Annotated in this window: 17 protein-coding genes and 1 pseudogene; 9 read left to right on the forward strand and 9 right to left on the reverse strand. The window is 49.5% G+C overall.

Annotation, left to right across the window (positions count from 1 at the left end):
* Positions 1 to 54: 54 nt before the first annotated feature.
* The 5 genes and pseudogenes from RTE01_RS23915 to RTE01_RS26485 form a co-directional block, all read right to left on the reverse strand.
* Complete coding sequence (locus tag RTE01_RS23915) at positions 55 to 387, reverse strand: type II toxin-antitoxin system PemK/MazF family toxin (RefSeq protein ID WP_115192356.1); 333 nt, start codon at positions 385 to 387, stop codon at positions 55 to 57.
* On the reverse strand, positions 388 to 645 hold the full coding sequence (locus RTE01_RS23920; RefSeq protein WP_115192355.1) for an AbrB/MazE/SpoVT family DNA-binding domain-containing protein: 258 nt from the start codon (positions 643 to 645) through the stop codon (positions 388 to 390).
* A gap of 55 nt (positions 646 to 700) precedes the next feature.
* Positions 701 to 829, reverse strand: coding sequence for a hypothetical protein (locus RTE01_RS26480; RefSeq protein ID WP_255313554.1), 129 nt, complete (start codon positions 827 to 829; stop codon positions 701 to 703).
* 164 nt (positions 830 to 993) lie between these two features.
* Positions 994 to 1,200 carry a helix-turn-helix domain-containing protein gene (locus RTE01_RS23925; protein ID WP_134526857.1) on the reverse strand — a complete coding sequence of 69 codons (207 nt, stop codon included), beginning with the start codon at positions 1,198 to 1,200 and terminating at the stop codon, positions 994 to 996.
* Positions 1,197 to 1,663, reverse strand: a pseudogene (locus RTE01_RS26485) (hypothetical protein). Before RTE01_RS26485 ends, RTE01_RS23925 begins: the two are co-directional and overlap by 4 nt.
* A gap of 381 nt (positions 1,664 to 2,044) precedes the next feature.
* Here RTE01_RS26485 and RTE01_RS26275 point away from each other — a divergent pair.
* The 4 genes from RTE01_RS26275 (at position 2,045) to RTE01_RS23950 (ending at position 11,181) form a co-directional block, all read left to right on the forward strand.
* Entirely contained in the window at positions 2,045 to 3,307 is a 1,263-nt protein-coding gene (locus tag RTE01_RS26275) for a hypothetical protein (protein ID WP_218029268.1), read from the forward strand.
* Between the two features lie 145 nt (positions 3,308 to 3,452).
* Positions 3,453 to 9,731 (forward strand): AVAST type 3 anti-phage nuclease/ATPase Avs3a, encoded by a 6,279-nt coding sequence (gene avs3a, locus RTE01_RS23940; RefSeq protein WP_141335416.1) that lies wholly within the window; start codon positions 3,453 to 3,455, stop codon positions 9,729 to 9,731.
* Positions 9,712 to 10,398 carry an AVAST type 3 anti-phage proein Avs3b gene (gene avs3b / locus RTE01_RS23945; RefSeq protein ID WP_134526867.1) on the forward strand — a complete coding sequence of 229 codons (687 nt, stop codon included), beginning with the start codon at positions 9,712 to 9,714 and terminating at the stop codon, positions 10,396 to 10,398. The genes avs3a and avs3b overlap by 20 nt, the downstream gene beginning before the upstream one ends.
* A 102-nt stretch (positions 10,399 to 10,500) precedes the next feature.
* Positions 10,501 to 11,181: a hypothetical protein gene (locus RTE01_RS23950; protein ID WP_115192349.1), complete on the forward strand. Its 681-nt coding sequence runs from the start codon at positions 10,501 to 10,503 to the stop codon at positions 11,179 to 11,181.
* 281 nt (positions 11,182 to 11,462) lie between these two features.
* On the opposite strand, the gene RTE01_RS23955 is transcribed toward RTE01_RS23950, so the two are convergent.
* Both RTE01_RS23955 and RTE01_RS23960 read right to left on the reverse strand, forming a co-directional pair.
* Positions 11,463 to 12,080: a dTMP kinase gene (locus RTE01_RS23955; protein WP_115192348.1), complete on the reverse strand. Its 618-nt coding sequence runs from the start codon at positions 12,078 to 12,080 to the stop codon at positions 11,463 to 11,465.
* Positions 12,081 to 12,504: 424 nt separating this feature from the next.
* The gene (locus RTE01_RS23960) at positions 12,505 to 12,873 is read right to left on the reverse strand and encodes a winged helix-turn-helix transcriptional regulator (RefSeq protein WP_041146302.1); all 369 of its coding nucleotides are present in this window, start codon (positions 12,871 to 12,873) and stop codon (positions 12,505 to 12,507) included.
* Positions 12,874 to 12,974: 101 nt separating this feature from the next.
* Here RTE01_RS23960 and RTE01_RS23965 point away from each other — a divergent pair, with 101 nt between their 5' ends.
* The 5 genes from RTE01_RS23965 to fabF all read left to right on the forward strand — a co-directional run bounded on the left by RTE01_RS23965 (position 12,975) and on the right by fabF (position 18,502).
* Entirely contained in the window at positions 12,975 to 13,721 is a 747-nt protein-coding gene (locus RTE01_RS23965) for an NADPH-dependent F420 reductase (RefSeq protein WP_041146303.1), read from the forward strand.
* 343 nt (positions 13,722 to 14,064) lie between these two features.
* Complete coding sequence (locus tag RTE01_RS23970) at positions 14,065 to 14,622, forward strand: winged helix-turn-helix transcriptional regulator (protein ID WP_134526870.1); 558 nt, start codon at positions 14,065 to 14,067, stop codon at positions 14,620 to 14,622.
* A complete protein-coding gene (locus RTE01_RS23975; protein ID WP_134526873.1) occupies positions 14,606 to 15,649 on the forward strand; it encodes an HlyD family secretion protein in 1,044 nt (347 codons plus the stop codon). Before RTE01_RS23970 ends, RTE01_RS23975 begins: the two co-directional genes overlap by 17 nt.
* A complete protein-coding gene (locus tag RTE01_RS23980; RefSeq protein WP_134526877.1) occupies positions 15,646 to 17,208 on the forward strand; it encodes a DHA2 family efflux MFS transporter permease subunit in 1,563 nt (520 codons plus the stop codon). Before RTE01_RS23975 ends, RTE01_RS23980 begins: the two co-directional genes overlap by 4 nt.
* Positions 17,209 to 17,227: 19 nt before the next feature.
* Positions 17,228 to 18,502 carry a beta-ketoacyl-ACP synthase II gene (gene fabF, locus RTE01_RS23985; RefSeq protein ID WP_041146307.1) on the forward strand — a complete coding sequence of 425 codons (1,275 nt, stop codon included), beginning with the start codon at positions 17,228 to 17,230 and terminating at the stop codon, positions 18,500 to 18,502.
* Positions 18,503 to 18,742: 240 nt separating this feature from the next.
* On the opposite strand, the gene RTE01_RS23990 is transcribed toward fabF, so the two are convergent.
* Both RTE01_RS23990 and RTE01_RS23995 read right to left on the reverse strand, forming a co-directional pair.
* Positions 18,743 to 19,045, reverse strand: coding sequence for a helix-turn-helix domain-containing protein (locus tag RTE01_RS23990; RefSeq protein ID WP_041146308.1), 303 nt, complete (start codon positions 19,043 to 19,045; stop codon positions 18,743 to 18,745).
* 4 nt (positions 19,046 to 19,049) lie between these two features.
* Positions 19,050 to 19,403, reverse strand: a complete 354-nt coding sequence (locus RTE01_RS23995) for a type II toxin-antitoxin system RelE/ParE family toxin (protein ID WP_041146309.1) — start codon at positions 19,401 to 19,403, stop codon at positions 19,050 to 19,052.
* Positions 19,404 to 19,475 lie beyond the last annotated feature (72 nt).

Genomic DNA, 19,475 nt, shown 5'->3' on the forward strand with positions numbered 1-19,475 from the left:
AAATTTGAAAAGCCTGCTTTTAAAGCAGGCTTTTTGCTTTTCTGCATCCTGGCGTTAACTCAAAATAGCATCCAGCCTGGCAAGCACTTCATTTATCACAGCGTCTGGTATGCGTTCCAGCCGCTTGCCGTTCCGGGCAGCCATATCAATGGTTCTGGGCTGGTCGCAGCGAATAACGCCAATCGTTTTTGTTCCTGCCCCTTCCAGTGAAACGGTGAAACCTGCTGTGCGAGCAAAGTTTCCGCCGCTGGTGATGGGAACAACGACGGGTAGCCTGGTCAGCTTGTTAAACGATGCCCTCGATACGATGAGTACCGGACGTTTTCCGCTTTGCTCGTGGCCTGCAATAGGATCCAGTGAAACGAGCCAGATTTCCCCTCTGTCCATCTACAGGATCTCCTTGCCCACCGCAGGCGCATCAATCCATTCCCGATCCTCTTCGCTCATTTCGGCGTGTGGATCGCACTGCGCCAGCAGCTCCTCAAGCGAATAATGGGGCCGTTTCTGGGGTTCAATAATCAGGCAGCCATTATCAATGGTCATACCCACTTCGCTGTCCGTCGACAGCGCCAGCGTTTTCAGCACGGCGGGAGGAACCGCCAGCATGACGGATCCGCCGACTTTTTTCAGGCGAGTTGTATACATAGAACACCTCCGGATATTATATTTTAATATAACATCTGTGGCAGGCGATGCACAATTATTCATCAGATTCATGGTGATTTCCTTTGCGTAATAAAGCATGAATAAAGGTGTTATCCATCAAAGGGCAGAGCCGGCAGTTTTCAAAGGCGGCATTGCCGGTAAAACGGCGACCATCCAGATACATCAGGCGCTTCTTTAAGATCATGAAGCAATTCGTACAGGCGGGAGCTGAGTGCGTGACAAAGAAGGCCGATAATAGAAAACTGTTTTTGTGGTTCAAAGGATTATCGCGGATCGGATAAACGAAATGCGGCGCAGCTTCCGTATATGGTCTGCGCCGTAGGAACCTCAGCGGTAGCATGATGGCCAGATGTTCTCAGGCACAACATCTAACGCTTCAGCAACCAATCTTTCGCCTTTGTGCCAACGCCGAGTGAGCGCATTTGCCAGCGTGGAGGATGCCAGCCCTGCATGACGGGAAAGCGCTGACAGCGAAGTGCCACGTTTTTTCAGCCCGGCGATAGTGTCGGCGGGATGCCAGTCAGACTGCATCATGCTTTGACCTCCACACTGTCGATAAACTTCGCGCCGCCAGCGGTACGGAGCCAGCGCGGGGCATTCATTTCCGCAGCGAAGTAGTTAATCAGGTAGTACAGCATCCAGCTAAGGTACTTCTCCGTTTCAGAAGCAAATCCCAGCCCCGACAGGGTTTGCGTGATAGCAAGACATTAACGACAAAGCTCAGTACATTCAGGATCGAAACGGGGAGAACTGGCAGGCAGCGTGTCAACGGTCAAGCTTGCAACCAGATGGGGAGGAACTGGCTCTAACAACGTGGGTTGCAGTAGCGTCAGGCAGGCGTTGATTCCGCCGCAGAGCGCCATTTTCAGCGCGGGATCGTTGCTTTCAATCAGGGTTTCGGCAAAGTTTCGCAGTGACCAGCGAGTACGGTGAAATCCGTAGTAGCGCTGAAAGGAACAGCAAGTGACGGGTGTTCTTGAGTGGGGATCGTAGCCATAGAGGCAGCCTCCTGTAACGGGTTTAAAACCCACCACCAGAGGTTCCAATCTCATGGTGATTGGAACTACCGGCCTCACTGCCACCGACGCGTCTTACGACGCCCCCGCCCGGCCCACCATTGAGATGTAGCTAAGCTAACGACAAAAAAAAGCGCATACGCGCCTTGTATCGTCAGTGAAGTTAACCAAGGTTCCAATCCCGGCACCTGATTTTGCAGGTGCGGAGTAAGGATACTGCTATTGGGAGTGGGCGGCAAGTAGCACTTTCTGAAGTGAGGCTCACAACTTACTAAAACAACTTGTTATTTCCTGTCTTACAGTGTTTATTAAATCATTCAGCATACTTAGAAGGTTACGAAAATTTATTTCAAGGAGAGAAAGTGCATTCTACAGAATATGCAATTCAACAAGCTCTTTACGCAGTCGGTACAGCTCCGACACGTAGTGAAGCTCTTGCCAGTTTTGAGGAAAATCATCATTTATTAAAAGACTGGAGGATCCTGTATGCCGACGAGAGTAAAGCAGGACCGCTCTCCCTTAGGCGAGCTCAATTTTCTGAAAAAGGTTTTTTATCAACGTTATTCTCTGGGCATTCATTATGGGTTCTGGATGATGATGTCATTTCATCATCAGATACCATGATGTTTCAGGTTGGCTATGGTACTTATATTGATTCTAATGCAGCAAGTTTTATTCGTTCTTTGGCCTATCGTGAAGAGCCTAAAGAACATCTGTTGAATTTTTGTCGAATGCTTTCAGATTCATTCTCATTCGATGAACTATCCAACATTAATCCCTATCTTTATTTATGGGAAGCACAGAGAGACAGATCGCCAGAAACGGTAACTGGGATCCGGGAAACAATGGCTGCATTGTTTGCCCTTTCCTGGATTAAACAACCCCTGAATGCAGAATGGGGAAAAATGTACAGGAAATTATACCAAGAGCAGGCGGAAGCAGAGGCTGACCGTTTTCTGTATCAATTTTACCAGAACTTAGATGCCGGTTTAGGAAAGGCGATCGAAGACCAGGTTGACCTACTGGAAGCTATGCTGTTAAGAACGAAGTTAATCGAACTGTCTTCCAAAAGATCAGCCCAAAACAAATTGAATGAACTGTTGCAATTCATGCATGATGAATTATCTACCATGATGATTCGCGAATTACTTGTTTGTGCCGACATCCTCTTCCGTGAAGGAAAATCACAGATGTCACAAAAACTCGATGGCTTACAAAAGAAAAAGAGACCCTTCGATGAACTGAGAAACTGCGCCAGAGATTTAAATATGCTCAGGAGCATGGATCAGCTAACAAACTCTATCTCGGATCACACAAATTCTTCATTTTACATCGCCAACTTAATTACATTTGATCGCGATATTATGGATATTATTCAGTTAACAGAACTGCGCGCTATTGCTCTACGTCGCTCATCTTCAGACGCGTTCCCGATTTATAATCGGCAACTGGATACATGGTTATCAGAGAAATTAGGTAAAAAACGCTTGAGCGGCTTAGAAGATATATTCAGGAAGGATGGCTTCGACACTCGCTCCAGAGCCAGAAGTCGCAGTACCGTGAAAACGATACTGCAAGAAGACAGACAAAAACTGGCCTGTATCATCGAAAAAATTAATAGTTGAACAATTTTTTGCCATAAGATGCTTTCCTGAAACTCTGGTCATTCTTAGTTGGAAAGCATTTTCCCTCCATACACTCTGGTTATAGAGTATTAAAAAATAAGGAGTTATAATCCTCATAGCCTAACCGACATAAGGATGATGCTCAATGTCTGACAGCCTGCTTGTTCGCACCAGCAGAGATGGCGATCAGTTTCATTATCTTTGGGCGGCTCGCCGTGCCCTTCGACTACTGGAACCTCAGTCAACTCTTGTTGCCCTGACCATTGAAGGGGCATCAGCGACGGAAATGGGCTCTCATCCAGTGGTTGAGGATGGGGAGGAGCTGATTGATATTGCTGAATATTATGGCAGTAATGAGCTTGCAACAGCAACAACCGTTCGTTACATGCAGCTAAAGCATTCAACGCTGCACTCAGATACTCCATTTTCCCCTAGTGGGTTACAAAAAACCATTGAAGGTTTTGCCACTCGTTATAAGGCACTTATACAAAAAATACCGGTAGAAACGTTGCGCACTAAACTGGAGTTCTGGTTTGTGACGAACCGTCCAGTCAGTAGCAGCTTCAGTAAAGCGATCAATGATGCCGCAAGCCAACACGTTGCACGTCATCCACGTGATCTGGCGAAACTTGAGAAATTTACCGGGCTTCAAGGCGCTGAACTATCGATATTCTGCCAGCTTTTATATATAGAAGGTCAGCAGGACGATTTATGGAGTCAGCGAAATATCCTGCTAAGAGAATCAGCGGGATATCTCCCCGATCTGGATACTGAAGCCCCTCTGAAATTAAAAGAACTGGTTAACAGAAAAGCGTTAACCGAAAGCGCCGCAAATCCTTCAATTACCAGAATGGATGTGTTGCGTGCTTTGGGAGTGGATGAGACAGATCTTTTTCCTGCGCCCTGTCGTATTGAAAGAATAGAAAATTCCGTCTCAAGAACTCAAGAGGCGACGCTGGTTCAACGTGTTGTTGAAGCATCCGGCGCACCTGTGATCATCCATGCCGATGCTGGTGTGGGGAAATCAATTTTCTCTACTCAAATAGGGGAGCATCTTCCCACTGGTTCAGTTAGCATCTTATATGACTGTTTCGGACTGGGTCAGTACCGTAACGCTTCTTCTTACCGCCACCACCATCGTACAGCATTGGTTCAGATGGCTAATGAAATGGCATCTCGTGGTCTCTGTCATCCATTGATCCCAAATGCTGGTACTGGCATATCCCAGTATATGCGTGCGTTTCTGCATCGCCTTTCTCAGAGCATTTCAATACTCCGGGCCTCTGAGCCCCTCGCCGTATTGTGTATTATTATTGATGCTGCAGACAACGCACAGATGGCGGCAGAAGAAATCGGTGAAACGCGTTCTTTTATCAAAGATTTAATTAGAGAAAAGCTTCCTGATGGAGTCTGCCTTGTCGCACTTTGCCGACCTTATAGACGGGAATTGCTTGATCCACCTCCTGAAGCACTCACATTATCCCTACAAGCTTTTGATCGCGATGAGACAGCCGCTCATCTTCATCAAAAGTTTCCAGATGCCAGCGAAAGTGATGTTGACGAGTTCCATCGTCTAAGCTCTTGCAATCCCCGGGTTCAGGCTCTGTCATTATCACAAAATCTTCCACTGAACGACACATTGAGACTTTTGGGGCCAAATCCCAAAACGGTAGAAGATACTATTGGTGAAGTGCTGGAAAAATCCATTGCACGCTTACGTGATACAGCCGGAATATCTGAACGTGCTCAAATTGATACTATTTGTTCCGCACTGGCAATATTGCGTCCATTAATTCCATTATCTGTGCTATCTGCCATTTCCGGAGTAGCTGGCTCTGCTATTAAAAGTTTCGCACTTGATCTGGGACGTCCATTAATCGTTAGTGGCGAGACTATTCAGTTCTTTGATGAACCGGCCGAAACATGGTTTCAGAGGCGCTTTAGGCCATCGGCCGCTGCTCTGCATCAGTTTATTACTAAACTGAGACCACTAACAAAAGATAGTTCCTATGCAGCATCAGTTTTACCTGCATTGATGCTGGAAGGAAACCAGCTTTCTGAACTGATCGAGCTAGCAATATCCTCACAAGCTCTGCCTGAAACCAGCGCGGTTGAACGCAGGGACATAGAACTTCAAAGATTACAGTTTGCGTTAAAAGCAGCCTTACGCACAGGTCGATACCAGGATGCGGCTAAACTGGCACTGAAAGCTGGTGGAGAATGTGCGGGTGACAACAGGCAAAGAGTCCTGTTGAGGGACAATATCGATCTGGCAGCAAAATTTGTGGGAAGCAACGGCGTTCAGGAACTGGTTTCCCGTAACGCATTTCCAGATACTGGCTGGCCTGGCTCCAGAAATGCTTATTATGCCGCAATACTTTCCGAATATTCTGAACTCTCAGGAGAGGCCCGCAGTCGCCTTCGACTCACCATGGAGTGGTTAACAAACTGGAGTCAATTACCAGATGATGAGCGGAGCAGGCAAAATGTTACCGATCAGGACAGAGCGGTAATGCTCATTGCCTGCCTGAATATTCATGGCGCGGAAGCGGCAGCAAGGGAGCTCAGAAGGTGGCGGCCTCGAGAACTATCTTTTGAAGCTGGAAAAATTGTTGCCATGCAGTTACTGGCCCACGCCCGTTATGATGAACTTGATCAGTTGGCTATTGCGGCTGGAAACGATATCAGCCTGGTTATGGGAATTGTACTGGAAGCAAGAAAACTTCACCGTCCAGTCGCTGAACAAGCAATCAGAAGAACCTGGCGCTTGTTGAAAAGTCAGCGAGTCAGCATTAAAGACAGAAACCACGCTAATAACCAGACAATAGCAGCAATCACTGGCATGGTTGAAATGGTACTTATCCAATCTGTTTGTACTGAATCAGAAAGCATCCAGTTGTTGGATCGTTATTTACCAAAGGTTCCCCCCTATGCTCTGACTTCTGAGTATAGTAAAGAAAGAGTTGCTTACGTCCGGGCATATGCTCTGCAGGCAAACCTGATGGGCTCTCAATTAGCGCTTAGCGATTTAGCCTCCACAGAGGTTAAAAAAGAACTTATGGCTGAAAAACGCCACGGCGAATCTGATGACCTGCGTCAACTGAAGCAGTACAGCGGAGTATTAATCCCTTGGTATAATTTATGGGCCAAAGTAATTCTTGGTAAAACAAGGAAAGCAGACTTAGAAAGTGAGCTAAGTGATACTCAAAAAGAATCGACGGCTATTAAAGGTCATTCTTACTCTGAGCATTCATTATCATCAAATGAGATCGCAAATGTATGGTTTGATATTCTGATCGAAGCAGGTAATGTATCAAAAGACGATGTGGAAAACATCATCAAATGGAGTCAGCATAAAGGGAATAGAGTATTCACACCAACGCTTCACCGTTTCAGTTCTGTATGTGCAGAGATTTCAGGGCTTAAAGAGCTTTCATATCACTTCGCAGAACTTGCCTTATCTTTATGGAGGGATGAGCACTCTGATGCTCAGATCAAAGCTGACGGCTATATAGACCTTTCCCGTTCACTCATTTCACTTGATGAACCAGAAGCTAAAGAATACTTTAACCAGGCGATTGAAGTTACAAATAAGTTAGGCGATGAAAATTTAAGTCGATGGGAAGCGATACTTGATCTTGCTGAATATGTTGCTGGTAAAGCGCAAGTCCCTCCTGAAATTTCCTATAAACTAGCCCGATGTGCGGAACTAACCAGAGAATATGTTGATCGTGATAAACATTTTGCATGGAGTGATACTGTTGAGATTTTGGCTGAGTTATGTCCATCTTCAGCCATAGCAATAATAAGTCGTTGGCGTGACCGTACATTTGGCAATCATAGAAGCATACTGGCATGGACCATTGAGCATCTTGTAAAGAAAAATAAAATTAATGCACTCGATGCACTTCCTTTAATCACATTTGAGAATGGTTGGCATAAATGCGGCTTGCTTGACTCAGTTTTATCCTCGTGTACTGATGACAAAGATACGAGCATGGCATTCGAAGTGGTTTATCAATATACAAAATTTGATTTGCAAAATATCCAAAATCTTAAAAAGCTGGATGCTATTGCTACATCATTAGGTACTGAACAATCAGAGCTGAAAGAAAAAATTTCAGGTCTACAACATACTGAGGCGGTTTCAAAAAAATCCAGTCTCTCATCGAATGATAATGAGCAAGGCCATGACCAGGAATGGGAGTCCATTTTTAAAGATTGTGATTTATCGTCTATTGATGGTATTAGTGCAGCATACGAAAAATTTCGTAATGTTCCTGAATTCTATTCCAAAGAAACCTTCATCAAGAAAGCAATAAGCCGAGTTAAGACGGGCAAAGAATGTAGTTTCATTACTGCCATTGGTGCTATATTTCACTGGGGGCTTTATGATTTTAAATATATTCTTGAATCTATACCCGACGAATGGACATCTCGTTTAAGCATTAAAACCACCCTAGCAGGTTTAATAAAAGAATATTGCCAACGCTTCTGTATGCGAATCAGAAAAAGTCGCGTTTACGAGATTTTTCCCTTCAGTCTGGCCAGCAGGCTTTCTGGTATAAGTGAAAAAGAGATTTTCGGTATTGCCCTAGAGGCCATTGCGGAATCGCCAGAGCCCGCAAACTCTGACCGTTTATTTAGCCTTCCTGGCCTTCTTGTTAGTAAACTGGAGAGTAATGAAGCGTTAGATGTATTATCTTATGCCTTGGATTTATTCGACGAGGTGCTAAAAGATGAGGATGGTGACGGCCCATGGAACGAGAAATTATCTCCGCCAACTCATGTAGAGGATTCACTTGCAGGCTATATTTGGGCGCGGCTGGGTTCTCCGGAGGCAGAAATGCGCTGGCAGGCAGCACATGCGGTTCTTGTACTATGTCGAATGAATCGTACAAGCGTTATACAAGGAATTTTCCAGCACGCGATAAATGCTACCACTTTACCTTTTTGTGATCGCAATCTGCCCTTTTATACCCTTCATGCTCAATTGTGGTTGATGATCGCTGCTGCAAGGGTTGCGCTGGATGATGGAAAATCGCTGATTCCCAATATTGATTATTTCTACCGTTATGCCACTACTGATCAGCCGCATGTATTAATCCGTCTTTTTGCTGCCAGAACTTTACTTGCGCTGCATGATAGCGGCCTGATCTCTATCCCAGCACAAGAAGCGGATAAACTCCGAAATATAAACCAGTCTACGACTCTCCCTGTGCTTGATGAAGTTGAAGATCATAGAGGTGAAGATTCATATACTTTTGGTATCGACTTCGGCCCTTACTGGCTAAAACCTCTGGGACGTTGTTTCGGTGTATCTCAAAAACAGTTAGAACCTGAAATGCTTCGCATTATTCGTGATGTCCTTGGTTTTAAAGGTAGCCGCAACTGGGATGAGGATGAGCGTAATAAACGACGCTATTATCAAGACAGAGATAATCATCACAGTCATGGTTCCTATCCACGGGTCGATGACTACCATTTTTACTTGTCATACCATGCAATGTTCATGACCGCTGGGCAGTTATTAGCGACAAAACCATTAGTTGCTAGTGACTACGACGATGTCGAGGATGTTTTCCAGGACTGGTTAAGAAGACATGATATTTCTCGGAACGATCATCGCTGGCTCGCCGATCGGAGAGATATTCCCCCCAAAGAGCGCTCCAGTTGGCTTAGTAGCAGTTCTGACAATAGGGATGAATGGCTGGCGTCAATCTCTGAAAATGTATTTAACGAAACACTATGTCCCAGCCCCGGACTATTAACGCTATGGGGACGTTGGTCTGACGTTTGTTCAGATCGAAAAGAATCTATTGTTGTCCATTCTGCGTTAGTATCGCCGGAGCGATCTTTATCGCTCCTCAGAGCATTACAAACAACTAAAAACGTATATGACTATAAAATCCCTGATGCTGGAGATAATCTTGAAATAGATCACGCACACTATCAGCTAAAAGGATGGATTAAAGATATTGCTGAATACTGTGGAATTGATGAGTTTGATCCTTGGGCAGGTAATGTAAGGTTTCCAATCCCAGAACCAGCCTCATTTATCATTGATGCGATGAAATTAACTACTGATAAAGATCATCGGGTATGGTATTCACCTTCTGATGTTGAACCGGCGATGATTTCCAGTATCTGGGGCCATCTATCAGGTAAAAATGATGAGGAAAAATCACATGGTTATAGGCTATGTGCTTCAATACACTTCATAAAATCAGCATTAGAAACATTCAACATGGATCTCATTTTAGAGGTTGATGTTGATCGCTATTCACGGAACAGCAGATATGAACGGAATAATGAAAATGAGCTCGACAATATCCCTTCAAGCACTCGACTCTTCCTCTTCCGACATGACGGAACCATCCACACGCTATACGGCAATTATAGAAATGGGGAAAAAACTAGTTGATGAGCTTGAGCTAAATGACTCTGTTGATACATTAAGCAGATGGATGGCTCATCATATCGCAGAGCTCATTTATGATGCTGAACATTGTACAGACGACATCGTCCGCACAGCTAAACAAGCGGAGATTAGGGACTCTATCTGGTCATTCTGGTCTAACAGATACGAATTGCCAATTGGTAGCAGACCATTTCAGGAGCTCGAACCTATTCTAAGAACCTTAAAAGGTCTTGATCCTGAAAATGAGCAACCGAGATTTTTTTCACCTTACCGAGATATAATTAATGTAGAAAAAGAAACCAGTGAGGTCCAAAAATGGCTAACCGCCGCTGAGGATATTGATTCTGCAGCAAAAATACTGATTGATTACTGTTTATCGTTAGCAGCAGAAAATGCTATCGATAAATCCCAAGAATGGGTGGAATTAGCACAGAAAGCTGGATTGAACAAAGATGTTGATCTGCTTGAAATTCGTATCTTTCAGTTACGAGGTACCCCAGCCAATACAGACAATCCCAGTAATGCACAACGGAGAATACTGGAAAAAAGGCAAAAAAGGCTTGAAGCTTTTCTCTTATTGGGCTCCCAGTTAAACGAACAACTCAAATCTCAGCTTGAAGCCTTACCAGCAATTGAGGATGAGCCAACGGATGACGACGAAGACTTTTGATATGACTTGCTTTAGCACTGGGGACGGCTCGCAAGACAGACCACATAACAGACTAACCCAAGACTTTTCTACTATTCCTAATGTTTATTAAAAGGAGTTTTTATGTCAATTTCCAGATTTCTAATCGAAAATAATGGTTCAAATCAAGATAATATAAAAAGAGCCTTAAGTAAGGCCTACCATCTCTGCAAAGATGCGGGACTTCAACGAGTATCTCTGCTATTTCCTGCGAAAGGAACGTTTTCTCATTCTGATATAGCAACATTCCTTGGAACGCAGGCAACAAAGGCATTGATAAAAGGTCAAACCATCGATCTGGGTAACAAGGTTCAGCTAGAGTTTAATATCCCTAAAAATTTTCCAATATATGGAAATCATAACATTGTATTAGCTACATATTTAACAGATAAAGACATGGATATTGTTGATAGTGTTCAAAACATCAATAGTATCGTCTTTTTACCTTGGTCAGAGGAGGAAGGTAAACGCTGGCTATCTACATGGGAGCCTGAAATAGTTGGCCCATCTACCTGGAAAATCCTAAAACCAGAATTGCCAGACCCTATTGGTAATGAAATTTTAAGACTCGGTCGCTGCATCAACATGTCAACAGGGCTTAGCCACCCATCTGATAAATATAGGGCAAAACGAATTTTTGCTGACCTGAAAAAGCAAGGACTTAAAGCATCTGAAGAAGCAATCAGACAATTTGCAGTCAACAATGGCTGGGACCCAGTCAGAGCGCAGGAGTTAGCTAGTTTTGCCAAGAAATATGTGGGGTAATTTTATCTGTTTTTCATTGCATTCCATTGGTGGTCATTTTGGTGGTTTTGACAAGCAAGGAATTCAGGTTTAGCTTATCAATCAGACAGTTAATGGCAAAGGCGATCCCAGTCAGAGGAGCCATATTCCATATTAAAGAAGCCCGCTTAGGAAACTAAGCGGGCTTCTTGCTGTTCTGGATTATTGCCTCTTTGACGGAGTCAGATTTTGTTGACGCAACACAAATCTGCGGCTCACACAGAGGTGAAGAGTCGCGGAAGCTCTGCCTGCAAAACCGATAGCTATGGGCATCCAGCCACTCTGTAGATCTCAGAAACCACCTGCATCGTTGCGTCTTCGATCGCGCCTTCATTACGGCATAAAAACCAGCCGTGATGTGCAATTTCTCGCTCAAACGCCCGGGTGCAAGCAACGTGCTCTTCCAGCTTATGAATCACCGTACTACTTAGCCCACGCGATCGGCCTGCGGCCCTCGCCCATGAGATATCAGGCGCAGTAACCACCCCGACATGCAGGTCCGGCGTGCGCACGTTTCGTTCCATATTAAGCTGTAAAATCTCGGCAAATGGCACCAACCGACGAAACGCGGCATCCGAGGGATACCAGCGATCCATCAGGATAATGCTGTCCGCTGGCTGTTTCGTCAGCACCTGCCGGGAAATCCATGCACGGCTATCAGCAAAGCGCTCACAGACCTCCCATTCCAAATCCAGGGCGGGGTTTCTGGCGAGTTTGTTAACGAGGGCCATTGTTTCCCCCCTGTAGGGATCGCTTTTTTTCTCGCAAAGTCGGATGACCTTCTTGTTGTCTGCCCTTAGTACCTTCGTAATGGCTTCCAACAGCGTGGTTTTACCGGCTCCCTTGGGCCCATCCAGAGCAACAAACAGCTGACGACTCATACTGCAAATGACGATTGATACAGGGTTTTTGTAAAGCTTGAATCTGGCAAAAGCATCTTACTTCCTTCGTATGAATAGCTGCCCACCATCTTCTTTCGTCGGGGCACCTGGCGCGTCAGCGCGAATCGGATAGAGGGATCTGATAAACAGACACTGATGAACATTCTGCCAGTGGGGCGACCTCCCTGGTTTAATCACCCAGGATTAGAGCCGTTTATGGTCATTATCCCTATGTTATGACCTGCGGGATGCAGTTTAAGGGATCCGCGTAGAAAACGGAAAACATCCGACGCTAAGCCGTTTTTGAAGCAGGCAGGCGTTGACGGGCCACTTTGAGCGAGGGGCGGACGTCGGTTATCACGAAAAAGTCTCGAAGATTATTGCGAAAAATATAAACAAGTCGGGATATACCGGCCTGATAATCTCAACCAGGCTCAAGGCCAAGAGTTTCCCGACGCAGCAGAGCCCATTCAATCAGTGCAGCCATAGATGGACCCAGTGCTATTCCCAGACGCGTGAGGGAGTATTCAACACGAGGTGGGACTTCAGGGTAAAGCGTACGTAATACAATCCCATCTTTTTCCAGCTGCTTAAGCTGCTGTATGAGCATCTTTTGATTTATGCCCTCTATCCTACGTTCAAGCTCAGAAAAACGCAGTGGGGCTTTCGCGGCGAAAAGCTGGCATAAGATTATTGTCTTCCATTTGCCTTCAATAATCTTCAGTGCTTCGCTGGTAGCCTGCGCCCATACAAGTCGTTGTTCAGGTATATCGCAACGCCAGTCTCTTTCCATACTTACCTCAAAGTAAGCAACCCACTATTTTGTGTGTTCTTGTCGTTTTTACAGTAAGGAATTAGTGTATCCCCTATTGCATTCAACTTCAGGCGTTAAATATGAAAATCGGCATAATTGGTACAGGCAATATTGGCGGTACGCTTGCACGTAAGCTAAGCGAAGCTGGGCATGAGGTAAAAGTGGCGAATTCACGCGGTTTAGACGCTGTAAGGGAATTTGCCCGTGAAATTAACGCAGTGCCCGCGGACATACATGGTGTAGTTACTGACGTGGATGCCATTATTCTGTCAATTCCACTCCCGGCGCTGAGTAGTCTGCCTGATGAGCTTTTCTCGGGTTTACCTCCACATGTCCCTGTAATTGACACGAGCAACTATTATCCAGGCCTACGCGATCCGCAGATTGCTGCACTGGATGAAGGTCAGACGGAAAGCGAATGGGTTCAGGAGCAGATTGGGCATCCAGTTATCAAAGCCTTTAACAATATACTTGCCGACTCTCTGGCAGGACTGGGACTGCCTGAGGGGAGCCGCGGTCGCCTGGCGATTGCAGTAGCAGGAGATCATCCAGCCGCAGTACAGGTCACTATGTCGCTGGTTAACGATACCGGCTTTGACCCCGTTTTTTCCGGGTCTGTCGCTGAATCATGGCGTCAGCAGCCATGCACACCTTCCTATTGCTGCGACTGGGAGGCTGCTACCATGCTGCGTGCTTTCCCTCTGGCGAAAAAGGGAGAAGGCCTGGCCCGTCTGCCTTCACTTTATGCCAGTTTCGGTAAGCTGGGGGAGGCACCGACTCATGAAAATATCATTGATAACAATCGAGCTCTCAACTGGCCTGTATAACATGGCTGCCGGCGATTAAGAAAACCGTGCCTTTCAGAGTAACGGCAAAATATCTCTTTTTAAAAAAATCGATGGTCAGATGCCGGATTAACAAATCCGTTCCATGAATGCTTTTGGTTTGCGTTGGCGTCTGATCATTAACTTAATCCTCGAAATCCATACCCCGCTGATAATAAGCCTGTTCCTGCCGCTAAACGGTATGATCACCCCGTTAAGGTGTATCGCCTCTCTACCTTAGCCCCTGCGCATGAATCTGCTGAGAGATCGTTTTCAAGTAACTTGCATTTTGATAGTTACTATGGCAATTTGCTCCCGAAAGCCACCAATCCATCCAGGCCAGCCGATGAAAAATGAACCGCTTTGCCTCGCTCCCTGCCCCATCGCCCGCAGCCTTGGCCGCATCGGTGACAGCTGGAGCATAATGATCCTGCGCGACGCCTTCGCGGGCTTTACCCGCTTTGACGAGTTCCAGAAAAGCAGCAACGTCGCGCCCAATATTCTTTCGCGCCGCCTGAAGGCGCTGGTAGACGACGGACTGCTGGAGAAGGTTTGCTACAGCAGCACACCGCCGCGCTATGAATACCACCTCACGCCAAGCGGCCGCGATTTTCGCATGGTACTGCTGGCGCTGGCGGAATGGGGAAACCGTCACTTCGCACCCGAAGGCCGTCAGATGCAGTTGGTGGAAAGTGAAACCCAGCGGCGCGTGGAGCCGATCATGGTCGATAAAGCGACCGGCGAAGAGATTATCCCGGGTAAATACATCATGGTGCCGGGGCCCGCAGCCTCGCCGATGATGAAATACCGTCACGAATATCTGCTACGCAAACGCGAGGGCGATAGCGGGCAAAAATTCCAACCCGAATCCTACAGAGATGCCAGCAATGAATCCGGCCAGTAAGAAAAGAGCCTTCGTCCTGGCGGCGGTCGGCGTCGCCTTACTGGCGGCAGCGAGCTACGGCGCTTACTGGTGGCATACCGGGCGCTTTATGCAGACGACCGATGATGCCTATGTTGGCGGTGACATTAGCGCCATCTCCAGCAAAATCTCCGGCTATATCCAGCAGCTAGCGGTGCAGGACAATATGGCGGTGAGAAAAGGCGACCTGCTGATTCGCATTGACGACCGCGATTATCGCGCCGCCCTGGCAAAAGCCGCCGGAGAAGTGGCGGCGCAGCAGGCCGCGCTGGCCGATATCATTGCCACCCGGCAGCTACAACAGGCGATGATTGCCGGCTCTGCGGCCTCGTTACAGGCCGCCACGGCGGCGGCCGAAAAATTGGCTAACGACAACCGGCGCTATAACGCCCTGGCCGCGTCGAGCGCGATTGCCGCACAAATTCGCGATAACGCCTCCGCCGATTACCGCCGGGCGCACGCCGAGCAGGATAAAGCAAAAGCGGATAAAACCGCGGCTGAACGCCAGCTGGCGGTGCTGGATGCCCGCCAGCAACAAACTCTGGCCGCCCTGGCGCAGGCCCAGGCTAGCCTCGAGATGGCCAGGCTGAATCTCAGCTATACCGAAATTCGCGCGCCGTTCGATGGGGTGATTGGCAACCGACGCGCGTGGTCCGGTTCGTTCGTCAGCAGCGGCACGCAGCTGCTTTCCCTGGTTCCCGCGCACGGCCTGTGGATTGACGCCAACTTCAAGGAAAACCAGTTGGCGCATATGCGTCCCGGCCAACCGGTGACCATCGTGGCCGATGTACTGCCGAACCATACCTTTAAGGGCCATGTTGTCAGCCTGGCACCGGCGACCGGCTCACGCTTCAGCATTCTTCCTGCAGAGAACGCGACGGGGAATTTCACTAAAATCGTTCAGCGCGTGCCGGTCCGCATTGCGCTGGAAGGAGAAGGGGCAAAACTTGACGTACTGCGCCCGGGGCTATCGGCGATCGTCACAGTGAACGAAAAGAGCCGCCGATGAGCACCGCTCAGGCGTTGTCCGCCCCGCAGGGTCTGTCGATGCCGATGGCTAAGAAGATCTTCGCTTTCGCCAGCATGTGCGTGGGGATGTTTATCGCGCTTATCGATATCCAGATCGTGTCTGCCTCGCTGCGGGATATCGGCGGCGGCCTGTCGGCGGGCGACGATGAAACCGTCTGGGTACAAACCAGCTACCTGATCGCCGAGATCATTATTATCCCGCTTTCCGGCTGGCTGGCACGGGTCATGTCGACGCGCTGGCTGTTTGCTGCTTCCGCGGCGGGCTTCACGCTGATGAGCCTGCTGTGTGGCTGGGCGTGGAACATCCAGAGTATGATCGCCTTCCGTGCCCTGCAGGGACTGGCTGGCGGGTCGATGATCCCGTTGGTTTTCACCACCGCCTTCACCTTTTTCCAGGGCAAACAGCGGGTCATTGCCGCCGCGACGATCGGCGGACTGGCCTCCCTGGCCCCCACGCTTGGCCCAACGGTGGGCGGCTGGATCACCGAAAACTTCAGCTGGCACTGGCTGTTTTTTATCAACGTTATTCCGGGGATTTACATCGCGGTTGCCGTACCGCTGCTGGTGAAAGTGGATACCGCCGACTTCTCGCTGCTGCGCGGTGCAGACTACCTCAGTATTCTGCTGCTGGCGCTATCGCTCGGCTGCCTGGAATATACCCTGGAAGAAGGCCCGCGCTGGGGCTGGTTTGACGACGCGACTTTGACGATGACCGCCTGGGTCGCCCTGCTGTGCGGCGTGGCGTTTATTATCCGCACCCTGCGCCATCCGCAGCCGGTCATGGATCTCCGGGCCCTGCAGGACCGAACCTTCAGCCTCGGCTGCTATTTCTCGTTTATGGCCGGCGTCGGCATCTTCGCCACCATCTATTTAACCCCGCTGTACCTCGGCAGCGTGCGCGGTTTCAGCGCGCTGGAGATTGGCCTGGCGGTATTTTCCACCGGCCTGTTCCAGGTCATGTCGATCCCGTTTTATTCGTGGCTCGCCAACCGCGTCGATCTGCGCTGGCTGCTTATGGCCGGGCTGATCGGCTTTGCGATTTCGATGTACAGCTTTGTCCCGATAACCCACGACTGGGGTGCGGACCAGCTGCTGCTACCACAGGCTTTTCGCGGACTGGCGCAGCAGTTTGCCGTCGCGCCTACCGTGACCCTGACGCTGGGCAGCCTGCCTCCCGCGCGCCTTAAGCTGGCCTCCGGGCTGTTTAATTTAATGCGCAACCTCGGCGGCGCCATCGGCATCGCCCTGTGCGGAACGGTGCTTAACGACAGGACCAATTTGCATTACAGCCGCCTGGCGGATCGTCTGAATAACGCCAACCTGGCCATGAGCGATTTTGTTCAGCGCAGCGCGGCAAACTTTGTCACTCAGGGGATCTCGCCGGATGCCGCTCATACGGCGGCGCTGAAGAATCTTTCCGCTCTGACGCTGCGGGAGGCGCGAACACAGGCATTTTCCGATGCTTTTTACCTCATCATGATCGGTTTTTTGATTGCCGCGCTGCTGGTTCCATTGATGAAAAAGCCGCCGGCACACTGATATTACAGGAGAGTTTATTATGGGCGTTTCAGCTAAACGCATTGTCGTGACCGGGATGGGGATTGTTAGCCCTCTGGGCTGCGGCGTACAGCACGTCTGGCAGTCACTGCTGGCAGGGAAGTCAGGTATTACAAAGCTTAGCGAGCAAATGGTCGAAGATATTCCCTGCAAAGTGGCCGGACAGGTTCCGTCCATTGAATGCGATCCGTTGCACGGCTTCGATCCGCTGGCAACCATCCCGGCCAAGGAGCGCAAAAAGATGGATCGCTTTATCGAGTTTGCGCTGGTCGCCGCGCGTGAAGCGCTGACGCAGGCCGGGTGGTCGCCTGCATCAGCGGCAGAACAAGATCGCACCGCAACGGTCATCGCCACCGGGATCGGCGGGTTCAGCGAAATCGCCAATGCGGTACATACGACGGATGAGCGCGGGCCGCGTCGCCTGTCTCCGTTCACTATCCCCTCTTTTCTTGCCAACCTGGCCGCCGGGCATGTGTCTATCGCCCACGGTTTCCGTGGCCCCATCGGCGCGCCGGTAACCGCCTGCGCGGCAGGCGCTCAGGCCATTGGTGATGCTGCACGGATGATCCGCAGCGGCGAGGCGGATATCGCCCTCTGCGGCGGCGCAGAAGCAGCGATTCATCGCGTTAGCCTTGCCGGATTTGCCGCAGCAAGGGCGCTCTCCAGCGCATCCAATGACCAGCCGGAAGCGGCTTCCCGCCCCTTTGACCGCGACCGCGATGGTTTTGTGATGGGAGAAGGCGCCGGGCTAATCGTGATTGAGTCGCTGGAGCACGCGCTGGCGCGCGGTGCCACGCCGCTGGCAGAGCTGGTCGGCTACGGCACCAGCGCAGATGCCTATCACCTGACCGCTGGCCCGGAAGACGGTAACGGCGCGCGTCGGGCCATGGAAACTGCCATTCGTCAGGCGGGGGTCACAGCAGAGGAGATTGACCATATCAACGCCCACGCCACCTCGACTCAGGTAGGCGACAAAGGCGAACTGGCGGCGATTAAAAACCTGTTTGGCACGCATCCCGTCGCCGTTACGTCGACGAAATCAGCAACCGGCCATCTGTTAGGCGCGGCCGGCGGGATTGAGGCCATCTTTACCATTCAGGCGTTGCGTGACCAGATGGTGCCGCCGACGTTGAACCTGCATCACCCCGATGAAGACGCGGAAGGCCTGAACCTGGTGGCGCTGGCGGCCCGCCCGCAGAAGATGCGTTATGCGCTGTCGAACGGTTTTGGCTTTGGCGGCGTCAACGCCAGCCTGCTGCTGAAACGCTGGGAATAATTGTTCAGTTCCCCCTCTGGCAAAGGCCGGCGGGGGACTTCCGCCGGAGCAAAACGCGCATTGATACTTACGGCTTAATTTTGCTTGTTGATAATTACGTTTTCCCTGCGTCCAGATGCGGCATAACCCATCGTTTTCATCGCGGCTCCAGTTGTGGATTAATCTTCCTGTACTTCAGCGGCCAGATGCACAGCCAGGTGAGCCAGAGCCTGCTGCACCGGGCGTGGCGCTGAACGGTCTTTACAGAGCAAAGCCGAAGTGAGAGCCGTCAGGCAGCTCCACATCAAGACGCAGTTTACCGCCTGCCGCCTCAACGTAACGCTTAAGGGTGGAGAGTTTCAAATCGCGCCCCTGCTTTTCCATGCTGGCGACGGTAGGCTGCCGGATGCCCAGGGCCTGCGCCATTTCTACCTGCGTTTTCTGCACCTTTTCACGCAGTTCGGCAAGATGGATGTTGAGCAGGATGTCCGTCGCCATCGCCTGCGCGTCGGCCACCACCTCCGGTTTCTCATCCGCAAGAAGCTGTTCGAGCGTTCTGCCCATTGCATTACTCCTTATCATCTAACGTATTCAAATAATCTGTGAATTCCCGGTCGGCAATTGGGATCGTCTGCTCGTAGAAGCGTTTTTCATTACCGACCTTGTGACCCGCGCAGAGCAGGATGCCGGCCCGGCATGGGTCGAAGGCGAAAAACACCCGGATGGGATCGCCCCGGCTCTGAACACGCAGCTCTTTCATGTTGCCGTAGCATGAGCCTTTGAGCGTATCGGCATAAGGTCTGGACAAGCCCGGCCCTCTTTCCCGCAGAACCAGCAGCAATGCCAGTACACATGCCCGATCGGTTGCGCAAAGCGCACTAAACCAGCCGTCAAACCGATCCGTCGTCTTAATTATCCACACGGGACCTCCTCACAATATAGATCGCAAACTATATAGATGCAAAACAATAGTGAAGATAATGACGCCTGGCCG

Source organism: Klebsiella terrigena (assembly GCF_006539725.1).
GTDB classification, from domain to species: Bacteria; Pseudomonadota; Gammaproteobacteria; order Enterobacterales; family Enterobacteriaceae; genus Klebsiella; species Klebsiella terrigena.

Coding starts and splice junctions, on each gene's coding strand:
- RTE01_RS23915 (WP_115192356.1), bottom strand. CDS start 387: ATGGACAGAGGGGAAATCTGGCTCGTTTCACTGGATCCTATTGCAGGC.
- RTE01_RS23920 (WP_115192355.1), bottom strand. CDS start 645: ATGTATACAACTCGCCTGAAAAAAGTCGGCGGATCCGTCATGCTGGCG.
- RTE01_RS26480 (WP_255313554.1), bottom strand. CDS start 829: ATGTATCTGGATGGTCGCCGTTTTACCGGCAATGCCGCCTTTGAAAAC.
- RTE01_RS23925 (WP_134526857.1), bottom strand. CDS start 1,200: ATGATGCAGTCTGACTGGCATCCCGCCGACACTATCGCCGGGCTGAAA.
- avs3a (WP_141335416.1), top strand. CDS start 3,453: ATGTCTGACAGCCTGCTTGTTCGCACCAGCAGAGATGGCGATCAGTTT.
- avs3b (WP_134526867.1), top strand. CDS start 9,712: ATGGGGAAAAAACTAGTTGATGAGCTTGAGCTAAATGACTCTGTTGAT.
- RTE01_RS23950 (WP_115192349.1), top strand. CDS start 10,501: ATGTCAATTTCCAGATTTCTAATCGAAAATAATGGTTCAAATCAAGAT.
- RTE01_RS23955 (WP_115192348.1), bottom strand. CDS start 12,080: ATGAGTCGTCAGCTGTTTGTTGCTCTGGATGGGCCCAAGGGAGCCGGT.
- RTE01_RS23960 (WP_041146302.1), bottom strand. CDS start 12,873: ATGGAAAGAGACTGGCGTTGCGATATACCTGAACAACGACTTGTATGG.
- RTE01_RS23965 (WP_041146303.1), top strand. CDS start 12,975: ATGAAAATCGGCATAATTGGTACAGGCAATATTGGCGGTACGCTTGCA.
- RTE01_RS23970 (WP_134526870.1), top strand. CDS start 14,065: ATGAAAAATGAACCGCTTTGCCTCGCTCCCTGCCCCATCGCCCGCAGC.
- RTE01_RS23975 (WP_134526873.1), top strand. CDS start 14,606: ATGAATCCGGCCAGTAAGAAAAGAGCCTTCGTCCTGGCGGCGGTCGGC.
- RTE01_RS23980 (WP_134526877.1), top strand. CDS start 15,646: ATGAGCACCGCTCAGGCGTTGTCCGCCCCGCAGGGTCTGTCGATGCCG.
- fabF (WP_041146307.1), top strand. CDS start 17,228: ATGGGCGTTTCAGCTAAACGCATTGTCGTGACCGGGATGGGGATTGTT.
- RTE01_RS23990 (WP_041146308.1), bottom strand. CDS start 19,045: ATGGGCAGAACGCTCGAACAGCTTCTTGCGGATGAGAAACCGGAGGTG.